A 23,074-nucleotide genomic window follows, 5' to 3' on the forward strand; every position below is an offset into this window, starting at 1 on the left:
TGGTGGCCGACCTCTGGGCCGCTTGCGAGGGCCTGCTGGCGCTGGTCGAGCCGGGCACGCCGGCCGGCTTCGCCCGGCTGCGCGCGGCCCGCCAAGCCCTGATCGCGGCGGGCGCCGAGATCCTCGCGCCCTGTCCGCACCACGGCGCCTGCCCGATGGCCGGCGAGGACTGGTGCCACTTCAGCGTCCGCCTGCCGCGCAGCCGGGACCATCGCCTGGCCAAGGGCGCGGAGGTCCCGTTCGAGGACGAGCCCTACGCCTACCTGCTCGCCGCCCGCCGGGGGATCGGCGCGCCCGCCGCGGCGCGCGTGCTGGCGCCGCCGCGCGTCGCAAAGCCTGGCGTCGACCTCAAGCTCTGTACGCCCGCGGGCCTCGAGCCGCGGTTCGTGGCGCGCCGCGACAAGGCGGGCTACGCGATCGCTCGCCGGCTGGACTGGGGGGATGAGGCTCCAAAAAACCTGTGCCGAGCCCTTGAACCGCCGCTCGTTCCCAATACCTCTAAGGACGCGGGACCGGGCCCCTCTGGCGGTTGATTTCAACCGTGATGTCGGACCGCACGGGTGCGCCCGGGGGTCTGGTATGCCCTTCCCCCCCGACGCCGACCGGCTTCCCGGGCGCGCCCTCCCTATCGGAGGAGCATGTGACCTACGACATTCGCATCTGGCGTCTGCGCAACAAGCGCCGCGACGTCGCGCAGCAACTGCGCGCCGAGCTCAAGCGGCCGCAGCCCGACACCCTGGTGGTCCAGGAACTGAAGCGGCTGAAGCTCAGGTTGAAGGACGAGCTCGCCCGGATCGAGGCGCTTGCGGCGAAGCCGGCCTAATTCCACCCGGGCGAATCCTGCCGGCGACCTCTACGCAACATCCCGCAGCGGCGTCGCCGCGTCCAGGATCGGCTCGAAGATGTGCCGCGCCAGGTGGCGGACCACGTCGACCGCGACCCCGTCGCCGGTCAGATGATAGGCCTCGTTGTAGCGGCCGGGCAGCGCGTATTCGTCGGGCAGGCCCATCAACCTTGCGGTCTCGCGCGCCGAGATCAGCCGGGTGCGCACCCGCTCGCCCTCGACCACCATGATCACTTGGCGGCTGGAGCCCCCGGCCGGCGTGCGCAGGCAGCCGGAGATGTCGTCGAAGCGGACCTCGGCGCGCTGGCTCTTGGCGCCGTTGTGGTTGCGCCGCGTGCGGCGGTAGACTCCGCCGACCATCCGCCGGCCGGCGCGCCTGGCGGCGGCGACCTTCTCGGCGTTGACCGGCGACATCAGCGCCAGAATCTGCGCCGTCTCCGCCGCCCCGTGCCAGTCCACGCCCTGTGGATCGTCCTCGATGACGTCAGCCAGCGACAGTGCGCGCGGCGGCGGGGCGGGCAGGCGCCACCAGAGGAAGGCCTCGCGCAGGTCCGCCGGCAGCTTCTCCACCGCGCGCTGCAGGGCGGGCGTGTGGAAGGCGCCGCCCGGTCCGCTCGCCAGCAGCTCCAGCGGGATCGGCGTTACGGCGCGCACCCCGACGACGAACAGCCGGGGCCGCGACTGCGGCAGGAAGAGCTCGGCGTTGATCACCAGCGCGCCGACCCGGTAGCCGGCCTCGGCGTAGGTCCGGCAGATCGCGGCGAAGTCCTGTCCGCCGTGCGAGGTCAACGCCCCGCAGACGTTCTCCAGCGCGACGATCGCCGGGGCGCGGCCCTCGGCCGCCAGCCCGCCCATCACGTCCCAGAACGGATAGAAGGCGCCCGAGCGCTCGGCCTTGAGGCCTGCGCCGACGCCGGCCAGCGACAGGTCCTGGCAGGGGAAGGAGGCCCAGGCGAGGTCGGCCGCGCCCGGCAGGTCGGCCGGCGTCACCGCGCGCACGTCGCCGACCTTGAGCGCGCCCTCACCGAAGTTGCGGCGGTAGGCGGCCGCCTTCTTCGGGTCGAAGTCGTTGGCGAACAGGCAGGACCAGCCGGGCCCGAGGCCCGTCCGCGCCATGCCCCCGCCGGCGAAGAACTCGTAGAAGTCAGGCATGCCGACCCCCGGTCCAGCCTGCCGAATCGCCTGTCATGCGGCCACGTTGGCGCCTCGGCGGCGCGACTGTAAATGCGGGAGCCTTGACGCCGCCGGACGTGGAGGCTGTTCTCCTCGGCGTGATGACAGCACGCGCTTCCGTTGCGGCCGTTTCGAGCGACCTCGGCCGGGTCCGCCAGGCCGCCGGAGGCGCGGCGTGAGCCTCGGGATCCAGGCGATCGACAGCTTCCTGCCGCCGGCCGAGCACGCCGCCGTCTGGGCCTTCCTCAGCGAGGGCGGCTGGAGCTTCGGCGCCTATTCCAAGGACGACGGAGCGAAGTATTTCTACAAGCATTTCGCCGGCTTCCGGAAATCCGGCGAGGAATACGAGGCGCGCGGCCGGATCGAGGCCGAGCTGGCGCAGCACCCGCTCTTGCGGGCCGTCTGGGAGCGGCTGAAGGCCGGGCCGCTTGCACGTCACGGGCTCGGCCGCTGCTACGCCAACGGCATGCCGCCGGGGACCGAGGGCGGGCTGCACCTGGATTCCAACATCCCCAGCCACCTGACGGCGATCTACTATCCGCACCCCGCCTGGGATGCGGATCTCGCCGGCGAGACCCTGTTCTACAACGCCACGCGCGACGAGGTGCTGGCTGCGGTCTATCCGAAGCCCAACCGGATGGTGATATTTCCGGGCACGATCCCGCACGTCGCGCGGCCGATCTCGACGCGGGCCCGCGACATGCGCATCACCCTGATGTTCAAGACGACCGGACCGGACGGCTGACGCTACCGCGGGCCCCTGCGCTAGCCGGCCGGCGGCTTGGCCTGCACCCAGTGGCGGCCGCCGACCATGGCGTTCAGGTCGTCCTTCAGCCGCCAGCGGATCTTGACCAGGTCGTTGGGGGTGACGCCGGCCGCCATGGCCCGGACCAGGCCCCCGACCAGCAGGTACTGCACCAGCAGCGGCTCGGCCCCGTTGTTCACCGCGCCCACCGTCAAAAGGTTGCGGCCCCAGGCGCGGTAGAGGTCGGCCAGCGCCTCGTGCACCGCCGCGCGCAGCTCGGGCGCACGGGTCGACTGCAGCCAGACGCCGTAGGTGGCGAGGTTCTGCAGGCCGAACTCGGTGGCCTCGCTCTGGAAGATCACCGCGGCCAGCTCGACCATCGTCGCCTGGTCCAGGCCCTCGAAGGCGTTGTCCATCACCTCGCGATGGCGCCCGCGCCAGCGCGCCAGCAACAGCGCTTCGGCCTCGGCGAGCAGGGCTTCGATCGAGGGGAAATGGTAGGCGGGCGCGCCGGCGGTGAGCCCCGCCTCCAGCGCCACCAACCGGTAGTTGACGGCGCCGGCGCCGCGCGTCGCCAGGAGCCGGATGGCCGCCTCCAGGATCCGCTCGCGGGTCGCCGCCGCCCGGGCCGCCAGGCGACGCCGCGCCGGCGCCGCGGGCAGGGGCTCCGCCACCGGGAAAAGCTCGGCGCCGTTCACCTCGCCGCCCAGCGTCGCCCACATGGCCTGCGGGTCCAGCTCGAGCGCCAGGCCGTGCAGGAAGGCGCCGACGGCGATGTCCAGGCCCGAGCGCGCGGCGATCGCCGGATAGGGCACGCCGAAGGCGCGCGCGATCTGGGTCCAGACCTGCACCAGCCGCTCGAACCCCTTGCGGTTCAGGGCGTGGGCGTCCGGCCGCCTCGCCCCGTCCAGCAGGATCTCGCACCAGGCCAGCGTCCGCTCGCGGTGTTCGCCCACGCCGTTGGCGGCCAGCCGGGCGACGAAGCGGCGAAAGCCGTGCTCGCCGCCGCCGCGGATTTTCTCCGCCAAGGCCGACATGTCCGCCAGCGAGGTGCGCAGCAGCTCGTTCGAGGCCTCCGCGATCATGTCCTGCATGCTGGCGAAGTAGTAGGTCGTGGCCGCCAGCGACGCCCCCGAGCGCTGGGCGACCAGCCGGTGGGTGAGGCCCGCCACCCCTTCCTCGGCCAGCAGCGAGACCACCGCCACGACGATCGCCGCGCGCGTGCGCTCGGACCGCTCCTGCTTGGCGGCGCGCCCGTGAACCGTCCTGACCGCGGGGTCGTCCATTCCCGGGCCCGCCAGCGCCTCAGAGCACCTCGAACAGCGCCGCAGCGCCCATGCCGCCGCCGATGCACATGGTGACCACGACGTTCTTCACGCCCCGGCGCTTGCCCTCGATCAGGGCGTGACCGGTCATCCGTGCGCCGGACATGCCGTAGGGGTGGCCGATCGAGATCGCGCCGCCGTCGACGTTCATGATCTCCATCGGGATGCCGAGCTTCTCCTGGCAGTAGATCACCTGCACGGCGAAGGCCTCGTTCAGCTCCCAGAGCCCGATGTCGTCCATCTTCAGGCCGAAGCGCTTGAGCAGCTTGGGCACGGCGAACACCGGGCCGACGCCCATTTCGTCGGGCTCGGTCCCGGCCACCGCCATGCCGACGTAGCGGCCGAGCGGCGCCAGGCCGCGGGCCGCCGCGAGCCCGGCCTCCATCAGCACGCAGGCGGACGAGCCGTCGGAGAGCTGGCTGGCGTTGCCGGCGGTGACGACCCCGCCGGGCACGACGGTCTTCAGCCCCGCCAGGCCCTCCAGCGTGGTGTCGGGGCGGTTTCCTTCGTCCTTGGCGATGGTGACGGTCTGGTCGCTGACCTGGCCGGTGGCCTTGTCGGTCACCTTCATCACCGTGGTCACCGGGACAATCTCGTCGTCGAACTGGCCGGCGGCCTGAGCCGCGGCGGTGCGCTGCTGCGAGACCAGCGAATAGGCGTCCTGGCGCTCGCGGCCGATGCCGTAGCGGGCTGCGACGGTCTCGGCCGTCTGCAGCATCGGCATGTAGACGTCCTTGTGCATGGCCACGAGCTCAGGGTCCGCGCCCAGGCGGACCTCCGGGGTCTGCACCAGCGAGATCGACTCCACCCCGCCGGCGACGACCACGTCCATGCGGTCGACGATGATCTGCTTGGCGGCGGTGGCGATGGTCATCAGGCCGGACGAGCATTGCCGGTCGATGGTCATGCCGGCCACCGTCACCGGCAGGCCGGCGCGCAGAGCCGCGGTTCGGCCGATCGTTGCCTGGTCGCCCTGGGGCAGGGCCGCGCCGATAATGCAGTCGTCGATCTCGGCCGGGTCCGCGCCGGACCGCTCGACCGCGGCGCGGATCGAATGGGCCGCGAGCGTGGGGGCCTTGGTGGCGTTGAAGGCGCCGCGGTAGGCGCGGCCGATCGCGGTGCGCGCCGTCGAGACGATGACTGCCTCTCTGCTCATTTCACGTCCCTCATTTCCAGGTTCAGGCCCGCCTTGGCCAGTTCCAGCCGGGCCTGGGCGAAGGCGTCGGCCGGCACATGCTCGTGGCGCCGGTCGGCGATCCCGCCCCACTGCGCCGCGACCTGCTCGGCCGCATCGTCGCCAGCGCCCACGTGCACGCCCTGGGTCAGGGTGACGTAGGCGAGCTCGAACCCGCCGGCGCCGGCGCACAGGATGGTCTTGGTCGGCGCGTCCTCGCGCACCAGAGCCAGCAGGCCGGGGCTCACGGCCTCCGGCTTCAGGAGCTCGCGCGGCTCGGCCGGCAACAGGCCCTCCAGCATCTGGGTGGCGGCGGTGGGCGTCAGGCAGTTGACGCGTATATCGTTCTTCGCGCCCTCGATCGCCAGGGTGTTCATCAAGCCGACCAGCGCCATCTTGGCGGCGCCGTAGTTGGCTTGGCCGAAGTTGCCGTAGAGCCCGGCCGCCGAGGTCGTCATCACGACGCGGCCGTAGTTCTGGGCGCGCATCGTCTCCCAGACCGCCTTGGTGCAGATCACGGCCCCCATCAGGTGGACGTCCACCACCTGGCGGAAGTCGTCGAGGGTCATCTTGGCGAACGACTTGTCGCGCAGGAAGCCGGCGTTGTTCACCAGGATGTCGATGCGGCCCCACTGGCCAAGCGCCTCGTCGACCATCGCCTGCGCCGCCTCGACGTCCGACACCGAGCCCAGCGCCGCGAAGGCCTGGCCGCCGTCGGCGACGATCTCAGCCGCGACCGCCTGGGCCGCCTCGCCCAGGTCGTTGACCACCACCTTGGCCCCGCGCTTGGCGAGCAGCCTGGCGTGCGCCCGGCCCAGGCCCCTGCCGGCTCCGGTGACGATGGCGACGCGTCCAGAAAGGTCGATCACGATTTGCTTCCCCTCGAACCGAGGCGTTCCAGGCCGTCCCCATCGCCTGGCCGGGCTTCGGGCGTAGGTCTGGCGGAGAGGCCAGTCAATCGTCATTGCGCGCCTGTACCATTTCCCGCCCGCGTTCAAGTCCCGGTCGCCAAGGAATCCGGAAGGGCTCGTGGTCGATCTCGACGGAGGGCGCGCGCCCGCGCTTGGAACGCCCTCTGCGTTGGCCTAAACAGCGCAGGAAATCCTTCGCCCCTTGAGGCCGATCCATGACCTTCCGCGCGCCGGTCCGAGACCTGGCTTTCGCCATGAAGACGGCGGGCTTCGACGCCGTGCTGGAGAAGGGCTACGTGGACACCGACTTCGAGACCGTCGAGGCGGTGCTGGAGGCCGCGGGCTCGCTGGCGAACGAGGTCCTGGCGCCGCTCAACCGGATCGGCGACACGGTGGGCGCCCAGTACGCCAACGGCCGGGTGACCGCCGCGCCGGGCTTCGCCGACGCCTACAAGCAGTTCATTCAAGGCGGCTGGACCGGTCTGGTCGCCGAGCCGGAGTTCGGCGGCCAGGGCCTGCCCAAGGCCGTCGAGGTGGCGGTCTTCGAGATGATGCAGTCGGCCAACATGGCCTTCTCCCTGTGCCCCATGCTCAGTCTGGCCGCGATCGAGGCCCTGACGCGCCACGGCACCGAGCGGCAGAAGAAGTACGTGCTGCCGAAGCTGGTCAGCGGCGAATGGACCGGCGCCATGGTGCTGACCGAGCCGCAGGCCGGCACCGACCTCGCCGCCCTGACCACCACAGCCAAGCCCGACGGCGAGGGCGGCTACACGCTTCACGGGCAGAAGATCTTCATCACCTGGGGCGACCACGACATGGCGGACAACATCGTCCACCTGGTCATCGCCCGCACCCCCGACGCGCCCCCCGGCGTGAAGGGCATCAGCCTGTTCCTGACCTCGCGGAGGCTGATGGACGAGAACGGCGTTCTCGGCGCGCGCAACGATTTCCGGCCGGCCTCGATCGAGCACAAGATGGGCATCCACGGCTCGCCCACCTGCGTCATGCTTTACGAGGGAGCCAAGGCCGAGCTGGTCGGCGAGCTGAACAACGGCCTTTCGCACATGTTCGTCATGATGAACGCCGCCCGGCTGGAGGTCGGCGTCCAGGGCGTGGCGATCGCCGAGCGGGCGTTCCAGCAGGCGCTGGCCTTCTCCCAGGAGCGGATCCAGGGCCAGGCGCTGTGGGCGACCGGCGCCTCGGGCCCGATCTACGACCATCCGGACGTGCGCCGTACGTTGACGCTGTCGAAGGCCAGGATCGAGGCCGCGCGCGGTCTCTGCCTGATGACCGGCGTGCTGGCGGATCTCGCCAGGGTCGCCCCGACGCCGGAAGAGCGCGCCGGCGCCCTGGCCCGGCAGGAGCTGCTGACGCCGATCGCCAAGGCCTGGTCGACGGACATGGGCGTCGAGGTCGCCTCGGCCTCGCTGCAGGTGCACGGCGGCATGGGCTACATCGAGGAGACCGGCGCCGCCCAGCATTACCGCGACGCCCGCATCCCGCCGATCTACGAGGGGACCAACGGCATCCAGGCGATCGACCTGTCCGGCCGCAAGCTGAAGATGACCGACGGCGCCGCCATGCGCGAGCTGTGCGCCGAGATGGTGGTCACCGCCGAGGCTCTGACCGAAACCGCCGATCTGGCGGGCGTGGGCCGCCGGCTGGCGCTGGGCGTCCAGGCGCTGGAGAAGGCCACCGAGTGGCAGCTCGCCAACCAGGGCGCGGCCAGCCTGCTGGGGGCGACGACCTATCTGAAGCTCGCCGGCGACGTCATCGGCGGCTGGTTCCTGGCGCGCCAGGCGCTGAACGCGGCCGGCGCGGACGCGCCCTGGCTGAAGGCCAAGGCCTCCTTGGCGCGGATCTTCGCCAGCCAGGTGCTGTCGCTGGCGCCGGGCCTCGCCGAGGCGGTGATGGAGCCGCTGCCGGAGATGGCCGCGCTCGCGCCGGAGGCGCTGGCGGGCTGAGGGGCCGAACACGCCCCCTCCGTCGGCTTCGCCGACAGCGTTCGACGCCGGCCGCCTTCATGCCTCGTAGGGCGCCAGCCGGGCCAGGTTGTCCTGCGCCAGCTGCCGCAGCCAGTTGCGCACCACCCGCATTCGGGCGGTGTCGTGCACCTCGGAATGGGTGCTGAGCCACAGCCGCCTTTCGAGCAGCACCTCGGGCAGGACCCGGACCAGTCCCTCGGCCATGAAGCAGGGCAGGACGCCGACCCCGCCGTCGGCGGCGACGATCTCGCGCTGGGCGCGGATCGAGGAGCTGGCCAGCGTCGGCGTCAGGCCCGGCAGGATCTCGTCCTGGTAGCGCAGCTCGGCAGCGAAGATCAGATCGCTGACATAGCCCACGATCTGATGCCGCTGCAGGTCGTCCGCGCCGGTCGGCATGCCGCGCCGCTGCAGATAGGCCGGCGAGCCGTAGAGCGCGAGCTGGTACTTGGTCAGCGGCTCGACCACCAGCCGATGGGCGTCGGGCGCGCTGAGCGTGATCGCCATGTCGACCTCGCGCCGGCTGGGCGACAGGAAGCCCGAGGTGGCCGCCAGCTCGACCCGCAGGCCTGGCCGCTGGGCCGCGAGCGCCGGCAGCGCCGGGGCCAGCACCGCGGTGCCGAAACCTTCCGCCACGCTGATCCGCACCGTTCCTGCGACCACGTCGGGATGGGCCACCCGCGCGGCCCGCTCCATGGCGTTTTCCGCCTCGACGCCGGTGGCGAGGAGCTGGGCCCCGGCGGCGGTGAGCTGCAGGCCCGAGCGTGAGCGCACCAGGAGCGTCGACTTCAGCGCCGTCTCCAGCCGCGCGATCCGCCGGCCGACCGTGGCGGTGTTGATCCCCAGCTTGTCCCCCGCCGCGGCCAGCGAGCCGGAGCGGGCGGCGGCCAGGAAGATGCGCAGGTCGTCCCAATCGAACATCGCCTCGCTCATGCAATCCGGATCTCGCAAAAATGCAATACCGCCGCCGCGGCCGGGCCGCCAGCGGGCTGGAAGTGGTTGCGCGCCCAATGGCTCCAAACGGCGCCCTGCGCGGGTCGAGCCGAAAGGCGGTCGGCGCCCAAAAAATGGTACAAATACGCATATCATATTGAGCGGCCGGCGCAGCTCGTCTCCGCGATCCTTGAAACGAGCGTGTTGACCGCAGCTTCAGATGCCGCCATTACGCCAGAGTTCGCAATATTCGCTGGGGCTAGAGTCGCAGCTTAAGGGCGGCGGACGACCACTCCGGTCGACGCCGCGAAGTTGGTACGGAATCGCAGTGATTCCGCCGGGAGTGGGACGGGAGCTGGCATGGGTTCGGACTCGCGCGCCGTCGGCGTAGTGAAGGAGGTCTTTCCGGGCGAGGCGCGGGTCGCGCTCACGCCCGAGGCGGCGAAAAAGTTCAAGGCCGGCGGCGTCACCGTGCTGGTCGAGCGCGGGGCGGGGATCGCCGCCAGCTTTCCGGACGCGGACTACGCCGCGGCCGGGGCCGAGCTGGTCGACCGGGCGGCCGTCCTCGCCGCCGCCGACGCCCTCCTGACCGTCCGCCCGCCGCAGGCCGCCGAGGTGGCCAGGCTGAGGCGCGGGGCGACGGTGGTGGGCCTGCTCGACCCGTCGCGCAACGCCCCGCTGCTGGCGGCCATCGCCGCCCAGGGCCTGAGCGCCTACGCCATGGAGCTTCTGCCGCGGACCACCCGCGCCCAGGTGATGGACGCGCTGTCGTCCCAGGCCAACCTCGCCGGCTATCGCGCGGTGATCGAGGCCGCCGCCGTCTACGGCCGGGCGATGCCGATGATGACCACGGCCGCCGGCACCATCACGCCGGCGAGGGTCTTCGTGATGGGCGCGGGCGTCGCCGGCCTGCAGGCCATCGCCACGGCCCGGCGCCTGGGCGCCGTCGTCACCGCCACCGACGTGCGCCCGGCCGCCAAGGAGCAGGTGCAGAGCCTGGGGGCCAAGTTCGTCGCCGTCGAGGACGAGGAGTTCCAGGCCGCTGAATCGGCCGGCGGCTACGCCAAGGCGATGAGCGCCGAGTATCAGGCCAAGCAGGCTGCGCTGATCTCCGACCACATCAAGAAGCAGGACATGGTGATCACCACCGCCCTGATCCCGGGGCGGCCGGCGCCGCGGCTGGTCTCGGCCGAGCAGGTCGCCTCCATGCGGCCGGGCTCGGTGCTGCTGGACCTGGCGGTGGAGCAGGGCGGCAATGTCGAGGGCGTGGTCGCGGGCCAGGTGACGACCACCGCGGGCGGCGTCCACGTCATCGGCTACGAGAACCTGCCGGCCCGCGTGGCGGTGGACTCCTCCACCCTCTACGCCCGCAACCTGCTCGCCTTCGTCCAGCACCTGTTCGAGCAGCCGGAAGGCGCCGAGACGGACGACGACATCCTCAGGGCGTCGAGCGTCGTTCGCCGCGGCGCCGTCGTCTTCCCGGCGCCCGCCGCCTGACCACCCGGAGCCCCGCCATGCGCGCTGAATTCAACCCAGACCTGATCGCGGTCTTCGTGCTGGCGGCCTTCCTGGGCTTCCAGCTGATCAAGCGGGTCTCGACCCTGCTGCACTCGCCCCTGATGAGTCTGACCAACGCCATCGCCGCCGTGGCGGTGGTGGGGGCGATCATCATCCTCGGCGAAGAGCACACCACCCCGCTCGCCAAGGTCCTCGGCTTCGTCGCCGTGACCGCCGCGACCGTGAACCTGGTGTCGGGCTTCCTGATCACCGACCGCATGCTGAAGATGTTCAAGAAGGGGCCTTCGAAGTGATCGGCAACCCTCTCGTCGAGGCCGCCTATCTGGTGGCGGCCATCTGCTTCATCCTGTCGCTGATGTGGATGAGCCACCCGTCCACCTCGCGTCGCGGCGTGTTCGTCGGCGAGTTCGGCATGCTGCTGGCGATCGTCGGCACGCTGCTGCTCAAGGAGGTGGTGGACTACAAGCTGATCGCCGCGGCCCTCCTGCTCGGCTCGGCCATCGGCGTGCCGCTGGCCTACATGATGCCGATGACGGCGATCCCGCAGCGAACCGCCATCAGCCACTCCCTGGGCGCGCTGGCCGTGGCCCTGATCGGCGTCGTCGAGATGACCAAGCTGGCGGCCGCCGGCGCGGCCCTCAGCTTCGCCTCCGCCGCGCTCGGCTTCGAGATGCTGCTCGGCTTTTTGACCTGCACCGCCTCGGTGCTGGCCTTCGCCAAGCTGCAGGAGCTAGTTCCCACCCGGCCGATGATCTTCAAGGGCCAGCAGGCCCTCAACCTGGTGGTCTTCCTGGCGGCGGTGAGCTGCGCCGTCGTCCTGGCCCTGCATCCCCAGAGCGGTCCGCTGCTGATCGCCTTCGTGGCGCTCTCGGCCCTGTTCGGCCTGATGCTGGTCGCTCCGATCGGCGGCGCCGACATGCCGACGGTGATCGCGCTGCTCAACTCCTATGCGGGCCTGGCCGCCAGCGCCATGGGCTTTGCGCTGTCCAACAAGCTCCTGATCATCACCGGCGCGCTCGACGGCGCCTCGGGCTTCATCCTGGCGGTGATCATGTGCAAGGCCATGAACCGCTCCTTCGCCAACGTCATGTTCGGCGGCTTCGGCCAGGTGGTCGAGGGCGCCGGGGCAGGCGGCGAAGCGCGGCCGGTGCGCTCCGCCAGCCAGGAGGACGCCGCCCTGATGCTGGAGAACGCCGCCTCGGTGGTGATCGTCCCCGGCTACGGCATGGCCGTGGCCCAGGCCCAGCACAAGGTCTCCGAGCTCTATCAGACGCTTCAGAACAAGGGGGTCGACGTCCGTTTCGCCATCCATCCGGTCGCCGGCCGCATGCCCGGCCACATGAACGTCCTCTTGGCCGAAGCCAACATCCCCTACGAGCGGCTGATCGAGATGGACGAGATCAACGGCGACCTGCCGACGACGGACGTGGCCCTGATCATCGGCGCCAACGACGTGGTCAACCCCGCCGCCCGCGACGACCCGAAGAGCGCCATCGCCGGCATGCCGATCATCGAGGCCGACCGGGCCAAGGCGGTCATGGTCATCAAACGCAGCATGAAGCCTGGCTTCGCCGGCATCGAGAACGACCTCTACTACCTCGACAAGACGCACATGCTGTTCGGCGACGCCAAGGACTTCGTCGCCGGCATGGTCAAGGAGCTGGCCGGCGGCTCGGGAATGCACTGAGTCCTAGACCATTCGCAGCCGAAGTGGATGCCGGTTCGGTGTCGCGAATGGTCTAAATTCAAAGACTTATGAGCATTTGTCGGTTCATTCGAACCGCCGAATGCTCTAGTGAGTCCGACGACGATACGCTCGCGGTGTCGACCCTTCCGCGTGATCCGTGTTTTCCGTGGTTCCAAAGCGAGGCCGCCCCGATGCCAGGCGTGCACCCGTTCGTGTGGTTTCTGGTTCCACTAAATCTTGACCCAGCGGGCCGTCTCGCAGCGCCAACATGACATCGCCTTAAGCTTCCGATTGCGCGCTGGGATGCTAAGCCTTCGCGGGCTGAAGCATCCCAGGACGCCCCATGCTCTCCACGATCCATGCCGCCGGGCTGGCGCTCATCTTTTTGACGGCCACGGCGGTCGCGCCCGAGGCCCTGGCCCGGACCCCAGTCGCGCCGGCCGTCACCCAGCCGCAGAGCGTCGTGCCAGCGATCGATTTCAAGCGCCGGGTGCTGCCCAACGGGCTCGAAGTCTACACCTCGCTCGATCGGACCACGCCCAACGTCACCGTGCAGGTCTGGTACGGCGTCGGTTCGAAGAACGACCCGCAAGGCCGCTCGGGCTTCGCCCACCTCTTCGAACACATGATGTTCAAGGCGACCAAGGACCTGCCGCCGGAGAGCTTCGACCGGCTGACCGAGGACGTCGGCGGCTTCAACAACGCCTCGACCTGGGACGACTTCACCAACTACTACGAGGTGGTGCCGGCCAACCACCTGCAGCGGCTGCTGTGGGCCGAGGCCGAGCGCATGGGCTCGCTGGTGGTCGACGAGGCCAACTTCAAGTCCGAGCGCGACGTGGTGAAGGAGGAGCTGCGCCAGCGGGTGCTGGCCCAGCCCTACGGGCGGCTGTTCACCCTCTATGTGCCCGAGGCGACCTACAAGACGCACCCCTATCATCGGCCCGGGATCGGCTCGATCGCCGACCTGGACGCGGCCACCCTCGACGACGTGCGGGCCTTCCACCAGGAATACTACCGCCCCGACAACGCCGCCCTGATCGTCGTCGGCAACTTCGACGAGGCGCAGCTCAACGCCTGGATCGATGGGTACTTCGGCCCGCTGAAAGCGCCGAACCAGCCGATGCAGAAGGTGACCGCGGTGGAGCCGCCGCGCACCGGCCCCGGCGTCTTCGACGGCTACGGCCCCAACGTGCCGCTGCCGGCGGTGGCGATCACCTGGCTGGGGCCCAAGGCCTCCGATCCGGACGCGCCGGCGCTGAAGGTGCTGGACGCCATCCTTTCGGGCGGCAAGTCGGCCAGGCTCTACGACAGCCTGGTCTACGACAAGCGGATCGCCACCGAGGTCTATTCCAACGCCGACCTGCCGCAGCAGCCCGGAAACTTCATGGTCGGCGCGGTGATGGCCTCCGGCCACGACCTGAAGGAGGGCGAGGCGGCCCTCCTGGCCGAGGTCGAGCGGCTGCGCGCCGCCCCGCCCAACGAGGGGGAAATGGCGGCCGCCAAGAACCAGCTGGTCACCGCCAAGCTGCGCGAGCGCGAGACCATCGACGGCCGCGGCTTCGCCCTGGGCTACGCCCTGCGCATCCAGGGCGATGCGGCCAGGGCCAACACCGAGCTCGCCGACCTGCAGGCGGTCGCCGCCGCCGACGTGCAGCGGGTGGCGCGGAAGTATCTCGACCCGCAGCGGCGCATGACCATCCGCTACCGCGCCGAGAGCGAGCGGCCCAAGGGCGAGGCTGCGCCGGCCGAACCTGCGCCGCCCAGGACGGTGACCGCCTACACCGGCCCCGCCTACGCCCTGCTGCCGCCGGACCAGCGCCAGAAGGCGCCGCCGATCGGCCCCGCCGTGCAGCCGGTGCTGCCGGTCCCGGCCGAGCGCACCCTGGCCAACGGCCTGCGCGTGATCGTCGCCCGTTCGTCGGACCTGCCGCTGGTCACCGCCGACCTCACCGTCAAGACGGGCGCCTGGGCCGACCCGGCCGGCCTCGCCGGCGCAGCGGGCATGACCGCCGACATGCTGACCGAGGGAACGACGACGCGCTCGGCGCAGGAGATCGCCCGCCAGGCCGAATCGCTGGGCGCCAACCTCGAGACCGGCGCCGGGCTGGAGTCCTCCTCCGTCACGCTCAACGTCATGCCGGACAAGCTCGACGCCGCCATGCCGATCATGGCCGACGTGGCGCGCAATCCGGCGTTCAAGCCCGAGGAGCTGGAGCGCCAGCGCCAGCTCTCGCTCGACGCCCTGCAGGTGGCCTACCAGGAGCCGGGCGAGATCGCCGGCTATGCCGCAAGCCCGGTGGTGTTCGCCGGCACCCCGTTCGGCCACGTCGCCGCCGGCACCCCGCAGTCGATCGCCAGGCTGAAGCCGCAGGACCTCGCCGCCATCCACCGCGCCTGGTTCCGGCCGGACAACGCCGTCCTGGTGCTGAGCGGCGACATCAGCGCCGAGCAGGGCTTCGCCTTCGCCGAGCGGTGGTTCGGCGACTGGGCCAAGCCCGCGGCCCCGCTGGCCGCCGCGCCGACGATCAGGCCGACGCCGAGCCCCCGGACGGTCGCCATCGACCTGCCCGGGACCGGCCAGGCCTCGGTCAACGTGCTGAAGCCCGGCGTCGCCCGGGCAGACCCGGCCTACTACACCGCCGTGGTGGCCAACACCGTGCTCGGCGGCGGCTATTCGGCGCGGCTGAACGAGGAGATCCGGGTCAAGCGCGGCCTGAGCTACGGCGCCTCCTCGAGGCTCGCGGCGAACCGCACCACCGGCCTCTTCCGCGCCACCGCTCAGACCAAGAACGAGTCCGCCCCGCAGGTGCTGTCGCTGATCGACGAGCAGATGAAGGGCCTGGTCGCCGCGCCGCCGACGGACGCCGAGCTCAAGGCGCGCAAGTCGGTGCTGATCGGCGCCTTCGGCCGCAACCTCGCCACCTCCGGCGGCCTGGCCGACGTCCTTGGCAACTACGCCCTCTACGGCGTGCCGCTGGACGAGCTGACCCGCTACACCGCCCGCATCGAGGGCGTCAGCGCCGCCGACGTCCAGGCCTTCGCCGCCAAGGCCTTCGATCCGGCGAACGCCAGCGTGGTGGTGGTCGGCGACGCCAAGAGCTTTGCGGGGAATCTGAAGACCGCGCGGCCGAACCTGGAAGTGATTCCGGCGAGCGAGATGGATCTGGGCAGCCCGACGCTGAGAAAATCCATCCCTTGATCAAGGGAGGGACGACGTCCACCGGTCCTGGTCCCGCTCGCGGCCGATCAGCGCCAGGCCCGAGGCGATGGACTCCAGCTCCGCTCCGGTCTCGATGCGCTCGGGCGGGAAGCGGCGGCGGAAGATCTCGCGCACCGCCGGCGTCAGCGACGAGCCGCCGGTGAGGAAGACGCGGTCGATCCCGGCCGCCGGCAGCCCGGCGTCCGCCAGCGCCGCATCGACGGCGGCCTCGATCAGCGAAAGCTCCGGTGCGATCCAGGCCTCGAACTCTGCGCGCGCCACCTGGCGGCCGATGTCGATCGAGCCGGCCTGGAAGCGGAACTCGGCCGAGGTGTGCGAGGAGAGCGCGATCTTCAGGTCCGAGACCGCGCGATAGAGCTGGTAGCCGAGGTTCTCGTCCAGCACCTCGATCAGCCGGCCGATCTTCTCCGGCTCGACGGCGTCGCGCTCGAGCGCGCGGATCTCGCGCATCTCGCGGCTGGCGCGCATCAGCGCCAGCTGGTCCCAGCGGGCGAAGGCGGCGTAGTAACGATTGGGCACGGGCAGCGTCTTGCCGAAGCTCTCGTAGGCCGAGCCCTTGCCGAGCGCCGGTGAGACTAGGTTGTCGATGATCCGGTAGTCGAAGGCGTCGCCGGCCACGCCGACGCCGGACCGCCCGAGCGGATGGGCGCTGATCGAGCCCGTCCCTTCTCCCGCTTTTGGCCGCTCAAACCTCATGATCGAGAAGTCCGAGGTGCCGCCGCCGAAGTCGCCGACCAGCACGGTGGCGTCCTGGGTCAGCTCGCGGGCGAAGAAGAAGGCCGCGCCGACCGGCTCATAGGCGTAACGGATCTCCGTAAAGCCCAGCCGGCGGAACGCGGCCTCGTAGCGCGCCAGCGCCAGCTCGGCGCTGGCCGAGGCGCCGGCGAACACCACCGGCCGGCCGACGATGATGCGCGGCGACTCGGGCAGGCGCCCGTCGGCGTGCTCGCGCAGCCGCAGCAGGAAGGCCGAGAGCAGATCCTCGAACTTGTAGCGCCGGCCCAGGATCTGGGTCTCGTTGAAGCTCGCCGAGGCGGCGAAGGTCTTGAACGACTGGATGAAGCGGACCTCGTGCGGATCCTCCGCATAGGCCTCGATCGCCCAGGGACCGGCGGCGACGGTCCGCTCGCCCGGCCGATCGTGCGGCGCCTGGAAGCCGAGCGCGGAGCGGAAGGCCGTGGCCCAGCCGCTGGGCGCGTCGAGCCGCAGGAGTTCGGCCGGGCCGTCCGCGCCGGCCAGCGCCAGCACCGTGTTGGTGGTGCCGAAGTCGATGCCGAGGCTGAGGGCGGGCATAACGGGCTCCTCTGGGGCGGCGACGCCGAACGCCCCCTCAGTCCCTTCGGGACAGCTCCCCCGCTATGCGGGGGAGCACCTTTGGCCCAGATCCTCCGCCGCGAAGCGGGAAAGGTGGCTCGCGAAGCGAGACGGAGGGGGCGTCTTCGGCCCTTACCCCTCCACCACCGCCAGGTCGCCGTCGTGGGCGCAGACGGTGGCCATCTGCAGGATGCGCGAGACCGAGGCCGACAGCGGGCAGATCTGCACCGGCTTGGAGAGGCCGAGCAGGATCGGGCCGATCACCGTGGCCCCGCCCAGCGCCTGGATCAGCTGGGTGGAGATGGCGGCCGAGTGGATCGCCGGCATGATCAGGACGTTGGCCGCGCCCGACAGGCGCATGAACGGGAAGTTGACCCGCGCCTCGGGGATCAGCGCCAGCTCCGGCGGCATCTCGCCCTCGTACTCGAAGTCCAGGCCCTCCATCTCGTCGAGCATGGCCACCGCCTCACGCACCTTCTCCGAGCGCTCGCCCATCGGATTGCCGAAGGAGGAGTAGCTTATGAAGGCGACCTTGGGGGCGTAGCCCAGGTTGCGCACCGCTCTCGCCGCCTCGATGGCGATCTCCACCAGGTCCTCGGCGTCGGGCATCTCGGTGACGTTGGTGTCGGCGATGAACAGGGTGCGGCCCTTGGCCAGCACCACGCTCATGCCCATGACCCGCCCGCCTGGGGCCGGGTCGATGACCTGCAGCACCTCGCCCAGCACCTGGTCGAAGGCGCGGGTGACGCCGGTCACCATGCCGTCGGCGTGGCCGGCGGCGACCATCGAGGCGGCGAAGGAGTTGCGGTCCTGGTTGATCAGCCGCTGGACGTCGCGCCGCAGGAAGCCCTCGCGCTGGAGACGCTGGTAGAGGCTCTCGACGAACGCCTCGTTCCAATGGGAGAGGCGCGCGTTGATGATCTCGAGCTTGGCGTCCTTCGGGTCGAGGCCGACCAGGTGCATGTTGTTGTGCACCAGCTCCTCGCGGCCGACCAGGATGGCGTCGCCCAGGCCGCTGGACTGGAAGGCGTAGGCCGCGCGGATGACGCTGGGCTCCTCGCCCTCGGCGAAGACGATCTTCTTCTTCGGCCCCGCCTGCACCGCGCCCTGCAGCTTCTGCAGGAAGGCCGCGGTCGGGTCGAGCCGCTGGGCCAGCGTCGCGCGGTAGGCGTCCATGTCCTCGATCGGCTTGCGCGCCACCCCGGTGTCCATCGCCGCCTGGGCGACGAACGGCGGGATGTAGGAGATCAGCCGCGGGTCGAACGGGGTCGGGATGATGTACTCCGGCCCGAACTTCAGCTGCGCGCCGTGATAGGCGGAAGCGACCTCGTCGGGCACGTCCTCGCGGGCGAGCTGCGCCAGCGCGTTGGCGCAGGCGATCTTCATCTCCATGTTCACCCGCCGCGCCCGCACGTCGAGCGCGCCGCGGAAGATGTAGGGGAAGCCGAGCACGTTGTTGACCTGGTTCGGATAGTCGCTGCGGCCGGTCGCGACGATGGCGTCGGGCCGGACGGCGTAGACCTCCTCCGGGGTGATCTCCGGGTCGGGATTGGCCATGGCGAAGATGATCGGCTTCGGCGCCATCGCCTTGACCATCTCCGACGTCAGCGCCCCCTTCACCGACAGGCCGATGAAGACGTCAGCGCCCTGCAGGGCTTCGGCGAGCGTGCGCGCGTCGGTCTCGACGGCGTGGGCGCTCTTCCACTGGTTCATCTCGTTGGTGCGGCCGCGCCAGATCACGCCCTTGGAATCGCAGGCGATGACGTTCTGCGGCGACACGCCCATGGCCTTGATCAGGTCGAGCGTGGCGATGCCCGCCGCGCCCGCGCCGTTCAGCACCACCTTGATCCTGGAGATGTCGCGCCCGGTGATCGCACAGGCGTTGATCAGGCCGGCGGCGGAGATGATCGCCGTGCCGTGCTGGTCGTCGTGGAACACCGGGATGTCGAGCAGCTCTTGCAGCTCGGCCTCGATGCGGAAGCACTCGGGGCTTCTGATGTCCTCGAGGTTGATGCCGCCGAAGGTGACGCCGATGTTCTTGGCGACGGTGATGATCTCGTCCGGATCGGTGGCCGAGCATTCGATGTCGATGGCGTCGACGTCGGCGAAGCGCTTGAAGAGGACGCCCTTGCCCTCCATCACCGGCTTCGAGGCCAGCGCGCCCAGGTTGCCGAGCCCCAGGATCGCGGTGCCGTTGGAGAACACCGCCACCAGGTTGCCCTTGGAGGTGTAGTCGTAGGCGGTCTCGGGCTCCTCGGCGATCTTCAGCACCGGAACGGCCACGCCGGGCGAATAGGCCAGGCTCAGGTCGCGCTGGGTGGCCATCGGCTTGGTGGCGGCGATGGCGATCTTTCCGGGCGTCGGGTGCTTGTGGAAGCTGAAGACTTCCTCGTCGGTGAATGTACGCTTTTCGGCGTCGCTCATGTGGCGGCGTTTCCCTGTGACGAGGCGGCGGTCGGAGGCGCGAACCTACAGAGCCGGAACCTGCGGAACAACCTTCACTTATGTGCTGAGGACGTGATTCGTGATGCAGAAGGCGTCCTCGCCGCGATGAGCGGGGAAGCCATTGACCCGGGGACCGTCGCGCGGGACTAACGGCGCGCCTTTGACGAACGGGAGAAGCGCGTGAGCGAGCCGTTGAAGATCGCCGTGGCCGGCGCCCTGGGCCGGATGGGGCGCGCCGTCGCCGCCGCGGTGCAGGCCGATCCGCAGCTGCGGCTGGCCGCCCGCTTCGACCGGCCGGGCGTCAGCGATCCCGCCGTCGAGCTGGTCGCTCAAGACGCGGCGCTCGCCGCCGCCGACGTGGTCATCGACTTCTCGACGGCCGCGGCCTCGACCGCGCTGGCCGAGACCTGCGCCGCGCGCGGGGGGCCGGCCCTGGTGATCGGCTCGACCGGCTTCGACGAAGCTCAGCTCGCGGCCCTGGCGGCGGCGGCCCAGCGCCTCGCGATCCTGCGCGCCGGAAACTTCTCGCTCGGCGTCAACATGCTGATGGGCCTGGTCGAACAGGCCGCCCGGGCGCTGCCGGCGGACTACGACGTCGAGGTCTTCGAGGCCCACCACCGCCGCAAGATCGACGCGCCCTCCGGCACCGCCCTGATGCTGGGCGAGGCCGCCGCCCGCGGCCGCGGGGTGGAGCTGGCGAAGGTCGCCCGCCACGGCCGCGAGGGCATCACAGGCGCGAGGCTGCAGGGCGAGATCGGCTTCTCCGTGCTGCGCGCCGGCGGGATCATCGGCGAGCACAGCGTGGTGTTCGGGTCCGACGAGGAGATCCTCACCCTGTCGCACTCGGCCCGCGACCGCGGCCTCTTCGCCAAGGGCGCGCTCGCCGCCGCCCGCTGGCTGGCCGGCAAGCCAGCCGGCGCCTACGACATGCAGGACGTGCTGGGGTTCAGGTCTCCGCCTTAATGGCGAGCGACGTCACCCCTGGCCCGTCGAGCCGAACCCGCCCGCGCCGCGAGCGGTCTCGTCCAGGCTCTCCACCTCGCGCCAGCCGGCCTGGATGACCGGGGCGATGACCAGCTGGGCGATGCGGTCGCCCCTGCGGATGGTGAAGTCCTCTTCGCCGAGGTTGATCAGGATCACCTTCACCTCGCCGCGATAGTCGGCGTCGATCGTGCCCGGCGTGTTCAGGCAGGTGACGCCCGCCTTCAGCGCCAGGCCCGAGCGCGGCCGAACCTGACCCTCGAATCCCACCGGCAGGGCGAAGGCGAGGCCCGTCGGCGCCGCGTAGCGCGAGCCGGGCTTCAGCACGAAGGGCTCGTGCTCGGGCACGGCGGCGCGCAGGTCCATGCCGGCGGCGTGCGCGGTCTCATAGGCCGGCAGGGGCAGGCCTTCGCCATGCGGCAGGCGCTGGATCGGGATGACGGGGGAAGTGGTCACGAAAGCTCCTCGGCGATCCGTTCGGCCAGTTTGCGCGCCACGGCGCCCTTTGAAAGACGGTCCCAGCGCTCGACGCCGCCGCGGCTGACGATGGCCACGGTGTTGTCGTCGCCGCCCATCACGCCGGGCAGGCTGACGTCGTTGGCGACGATCCAGTCGCAGCCCTTCTTCGCCAGCTTGGCGCGGGCGTTCTCTTCCAGGTCGTGGGTCTCGGCGGCGAAGCCTATGACCAGCCGCGGCCGCTTCGGCGACTTCGCCAGCGTGGCCAGGATGTCCGGGTTTTCGACCAGGGCGATCGGCGGCGGGCCGTCGGCGCCCTTCTTGAGCTTGCGCGCGCCCGCCGTCTGCGGCCGCCAGTCGGCGACGGCGGCGACGCAGACGGCGATCTCGGCTGGCAGGGCGGCCTCGCAGGCCTCCAGCATCTCGCGGGCGGTCTCGACGTCGAGGCGGGTCACGCCGGGCGGGGTCGGCTGGGCGACGGGGCCTGCGACCAGCGTGACCTGCGCGCCCAGCTCGGCCAGGGCGCCGGCGATGGCGAAGCCCTGCTTGCCCGACGAGCGGTTGGTGATCACCCGCACCGGGTCGATCGGCTCGGCGGTGGGGCCGGCGGTGACGATGGCGCGTTTCCCCGCGAGCGGGCGGGCGCCCGCTACGGAAAGGGCGGCCTGGATCGCCGCCAGGATCGCCGGCGGCTCGGCCATGCGGCCCTCGCCGTACTCGCCGCAGGCCATCGGCCCCTCGTCCGGACCGACGAACAGCACGCCGTCGGCCTTGAGCTGGGCGAGGTTGCGCCGGGTCGCCGGATGCTCCCACATCCGCACGTTCATCGCCGGCGCCATCAGCACCGGCTTGTCGGTGGCCAGCAGGGTCGTGCTGGCCAGATCCGAGGCCAGGCCCGCCGCGGCCTTCGCCATCAGGTCGGCGGTCGCCGGCGCCACCACCACCAGGTCGGCCGAGCGCGACAGTTCGATGTGGCCCATCTCCGCCTCGTCGGTCAGCGAAAAGAGCTCGGAATAGACCTTGTCCTCGGCGAGCGCGGCGAGCGACAACGGGGTGACGAACTCCGCTCCCGCCTGGGTCAGGATCGGCCGCACGGCGAGGCCCGCCTTGCGGCAGAGCCGGACGAGCTCCAAAGATTTGTAGGCCGCGATCCCGCCGCCGACGATCAGGAGAATCCGCTCTTCGGCCAAGGCCAGCCCCTCGAACGCATGGGAGCGCAGCTTTAAGCCAAGAGGCCGCGCGGGACAAACGCGGCCGAATGGGGCGCCACCTGTGCGGGAAGGACTCGACTCGTTCGCATTTTTCTGTTCTTTCTTTGTTCCAGCTTGGCTTTTGGGAGCAGGATGATGGCTGGGATGAGAAAGGCGCCGCTGGCCGCGGGCGCCCTGATGGCGGCGGCCTTGGCGGTGCTGGCGGGGTGCGACAACGGCCCCTCGGCCGTGGGCAAGCAGGCGGCCGGGAGCCAGATGGCCACGGCCGGCACGACCGCGCCGTCCGCCGAGGCGCCGAAGGTCGACCACCGCAAGGATCCGGTGAAGCTGGTGGACGGCAAGCCGGTGTGGGCCGCCAGCCGGCGATATTCCGCCGATGAAAGCGCCCAGCACGCCTTCGACCGCAACGGCGAGTCCTTTGGGGCGAAGAACCTGGACGACTATGTCCGGAAGGCGCACGCCTTCGTCGAGCATCCGCCCAAGGGCGTGGAGACGTTCGCCCGCGCCAACGGCGACACCCTGTTCTACGACGCCAAGGCCAACGTCTTCGCCGTCGCCGACAAGGCCGGCGCGCCGCGCACCATGTTCAAGCCCGACGACGGCGCGGCCTACTGGCAGGAACAGAAGGACCGCGAAGCCAAGCGCCAGACGGCACGGGCCGAGAAGCGGTCGCACAAGGACGACGACGCCTAGAGCGGGTTGAGATCAGACGACTCCGTATCCTGAGTTGGCGAAGTAGTTTCGGCATTCCTCTGGGTCGTAGGTGTCGAGCAACTCGGCGGTGGCGGTCAGGAGACCGTCGTAGGATCGCGCCTGGGCTTTTCGCAGGCCCTGTTTGAGCTTCGAGAAGACCTGCTCGATGGGGTTCAGGTCGGGAGAGTATTTCGGCAGGAAGAGCAGCTTGGCGCCGGTGGCGCGGATGGCCTTGCGGACCAGCTTGCCGCGATGGCTGCCGAGGTTGTCCATGATCACCAGGTCGCCGGCCTTGAGAGTCGGGACCAGCAAGGTGCGATGGGGTGGACGCCTCCTGACGGCCTCGAAGTGCCAGAGTGGAGGTGTTGAAGCACCACTACGAAGGAGGCGTCCGTGGGCGAGGTTACAACGATCGGGCTCGATCTGGCGAAGAGCATCTTCCAGGCGCACGGCGCGGAT

At 70.7% G+C, this 23,074-nt stretch carries 19 protein-coding genes and 1 pseudogene; 10 read left to right on the forward strand and 10 right to left on the reverse strand.

Translation table 11 applies throughout. The annotated features are described in order from the left end of the window. Positions 1–533, forward strand: a 533-nt coding sequence (locus tag VJS38_RS06215) for a small ribosomal subunit Rsm22 family protein (protein WP_324087287.1), incomplete at its 5' end; no start/stop codon positions are given. Positions 534–640: 107 nt separating this feature from the next. Then, complete coding sequence (locus tag VJS38_RS06220) at positions 641–823, forward strand: YdcH family protein (RefSeq protein ID WP_324087288.1); 183 nt, start codon at positions 641–643, stop codon at positions 821–823. 30 nt (positions 824–853) lie between these two features. On the opposite strand, the gene VJS38_RS06225 is transcribed toward VJS38_RS06220, so the two are convergent. Next, positions 854–1,996, reverse strand: a complete 1,143-nt coding sequence (locus VJS38_RS06225; RefSeq protein ID WP_324087289.1) for a DNA cytosine methyltransferase — start codon at positions 1,994–1,996, stop codon at positions 854–856. 196 nt (positions 1,997–2,192) lie between these two features. Between VJS38_RS06225 and VJS38_RS06230 the strand changes: the two genes are divergently transcribed. Next, the gene (locus VJS38_RS06230; RefSeq protein WP_324087290.1) at positions 2,193–2,762 is read left to right on the forward strand and encodes a 2OG-Fe(II) oxygenase; all 570 of its coding nucleotides are present in this window, start codon (positions 2,193–2,195) and stop codon (positions 2,760–2,762) included. A 20-nt stretch (positions 2,763–2,782) separates the two neighbouring features. On the opposite strand, the gene VJS38_RS06235 is transcribed toward VJS38_RS06230, so the two are convergent. Genes VJS38_RS06235 through VJS38_RS06245 form a run of 3 tightly spaced genes read right to left on the reverse strand, consistent with a single transcriptional unit; the run spans position 2,783 to position 6,127 of the window. Continuing rightward, positions 2,783–4,048 (reverse strand): TetR family transcriptional regulator, encoded by a 1,266-nt coding sequence (locus VJS38_RS06235; RefSeq protein ID WP_324087291.1) that lies wholly within the window; start codon positions 4,046–4,048, stop codon positions 2,783–2,785. Between the two features lie 19 nt (positions 4,049–4,067). Further along, on the reverse strand, positions 4,068–5,243 hold the full coding sequence (locus VJS38_RS06240) for an acetyl-CoA C-acyltransferase (RefSeq protein WP_324087292.1): 1,176 nt from the start codon (positions 5,241–5,243) through the stop codon (positions 4,068–4,070). Then, positions 5,240–6,127 carry an SDR family NAD(P)-dependent oxidoreductase gene (locus VJS38_RS06245; protein ID WP_324087305.1) on the reverse strand — a complete coding sequence of 296 codons (888 nt, stop codon included), beginning with the start codon at positions 6,125–6,127 and terminating at the stop codon, positions 5,240–5,242. Before VJS38_RS06245 ends, VJS38_RS06240 begins: the two co-directional genes overlap by 4 nt. Positions 6,128–6,387: 260 nt before the next feature. Here VJS38_RS06245 and VJS38_RS06250 point away from each other — a divergent pair, with 260 nt between their 5' ends. Then, positions 6,388–8,136: an acyl-CoA dehydrogenase gene (locus VJS38_RS06250; RefSeq protein WP_324087293.1), complete on the forward strand. Its 1,749-nt coding sequence runs from the start codon at positions 6,388–6,390 to the stop codon at positions 8,134–8,136. 57 nt (positions 8,137–8,193) lie between these two features. On the opposite strand, the gene VJS38_RS06255 is transcribed toward VJS38_RS06250, so the two are convergent. Beyond that, positions 8,194–9,087: a LysR family transcriptional regulator gene (locus VJS38_RS06255; RefSeq protein ID WP_324087294.1), complete on the reverse strand. Its 894-nt coding sequence runs from the start codon at positions 9,085–9,087 to the stop codon at positions 8,194–8,196. Positions 9,088–9,447: 360 nt separating this feature from the next. On the opposite strand from VJS38_RS06255, the gene VJS38_RS06260 reads away from it, so the two are divergent. From VJS38_RS06260 to VJS38_RS06275, 4 genes are all read left to right on the forward strand, one after another. Then, complete coding sequence (locus VJS38_RS06260; RefSeq protein WP_324087295.1) at positions 9,448–10,584, forward strand: Re/Si-specific NAD(P)(+) transhydrogenase subunit alpha; 1,137 nt, start codon at positions 9,448–9,450, stop codon at positions 10,582–10,584. A 17-nt stretch (positions 10,585–10,601) separates the two neighbouring features. After that, the gene (locus tag VJS38_RS06265) at positions 10,602–10,898 is read left to right on the forward strand and encodes an NAD(P) transhydrogenase subunit alpha (protein WP_324087296.1); all 297 of its coding nucleotides are present in this window, start codon (positions 10,602–10,604) and stop codon (positions 10,896–10,898) included. Beyond that, complete coding sequence (locus tag VJS38_RS06270; RefSeq protein WP_324087297.1) at positions 10,895–12,292, forward strand: NAD(P)(+) transhydrogenase (Re/Si-specific) subunit beta; 1,398 nt, start codon at positions 10,895–10,897, stop codon at positions 12,290–12,292. The genes VJS38_RS06265 and VJS38_RS06270 overlap by 4 nt, the downstream gene beginning before the upstream one ends. A gap of 343 nt (positions 12,293–12,635) precedes the next feature. Beyond that, positions 12,636–15,494, forward strand: a complete 2,859-nt coding sequence (locus VJS38_RS06275) for a pitrilysin family protein (protein WP_324087298.1) — start codon at positions 12,636–12,638, stop codon at positions 15,492–15,494. On the opposite strand, the gene VJS38_RS06280 is transcribed toward VJS38_RS06275, so the two are convergent. Continuing rightward, the gene (locus VJS38_RS06280) at positions 15,495–16,808 is read right to left on the reverse strand and encodes an Hsp70 family protein (protein ID WP_324087299.1); all 1,314 of its coding nucleotides are present in this window, start codon (positions 16,806–16,808) and stop codon (positions 15,495–15,497) included. Between the two features lie 153 nt (positions 16,809–16,961). Beyond that, the gene (locus tag VJS38_RS06285; protein WP_324087300.1) at positions 16,962–19,253 is read right to left on the reverse strand and encodes an NADP-dependent malic enzyme; all 2,292 of its coding nucleotides are present in this window, start codon (positions 19,251–19,253) and stop codon (positions 16,962–16,964) included. 201 nt (positions 19,254–19,454) lie between these two features. Between VJS38_RS06285 and dapB the strand changes: the two genes are divergently transcribed. Then, positions 19,455–20,237 carry a 4-hydroxy-tetrahydrodipicolinate reductase gene (gene dapB, locus VJS38_RS06290; protein WP_324087301.1) on the forward strand — a complete coding sequence of 261 codons (783 nt, stop codon included), beginning with the start codon at positions 19,455–19,457 and terminating at the stop codon, positions 20,235–20,237. 12 nt (positions 20,238–20,249) lie between these two features. On the opposite strand, the gene dut is transcribed toward dapB, so the two are convergent. Then, entirely contained in the window at positions 20,250–20,711 is a 462-nt protein-coding gene (dut, locus tag VJS38_RS06295; RefSeq protein ID WP_324087302.1) for a dUTP diphosphatase, read from the reverse strand. Further along, the gene (gene coaBC, locus VJS38_RS06300) at positions 20,708–21,901 is read right to left on the reverse strand and encodes a bifunctional phosphopantothenoylcysteine decarboxylase/phosphopantothenate--cysteine ligase CoaBC (RefSeq protein ID WP_324087303.1); all 1,194 of its coding nucleotides are present in this window, start codon (positions 21,899–21,901) and stop codon (positions 20,708–20,710) included. Before coaBC ends, dut begins: the two co-directional genes overlap by 4 nt. Positions 21,902–22,057: 156 nt before the next feature. Here coaBC and VJS38_RS06305 point away from each other — a divergent pair, with 156 nt between their 5' ends. Continuing rightward, complete coding sequence (locus VJS38_RS06305; protein WP_324087304.1) at positions 22,058–22,615, forward strand: hypothetical protein; 558 nt, start codon at positions 22,058–22,060, stop codon at positions 22,613–22,615. Between the two features lie 12 nt (positions 22,616–22,627). Here VJS38_RS06305 and VJS38_RS06310 read toward each other — a convergent pair. Further along, a pseudogene (locus VJS38_RS06310) lies at positions 22,628–22,924 on the reverse strand (transposase); the annotation flags it as partial. Positions 22,925–23,074: the final 150 nt, after the last annotated feature.

Source organism: Phenylobacterium sp. (assembly GCF_035276905.1).
GTDB lineage: Bacteria > Pseudomonadota > Alphaproteobacteria > Caulobacterales > Caulobacteraceae > Phenylobacterium.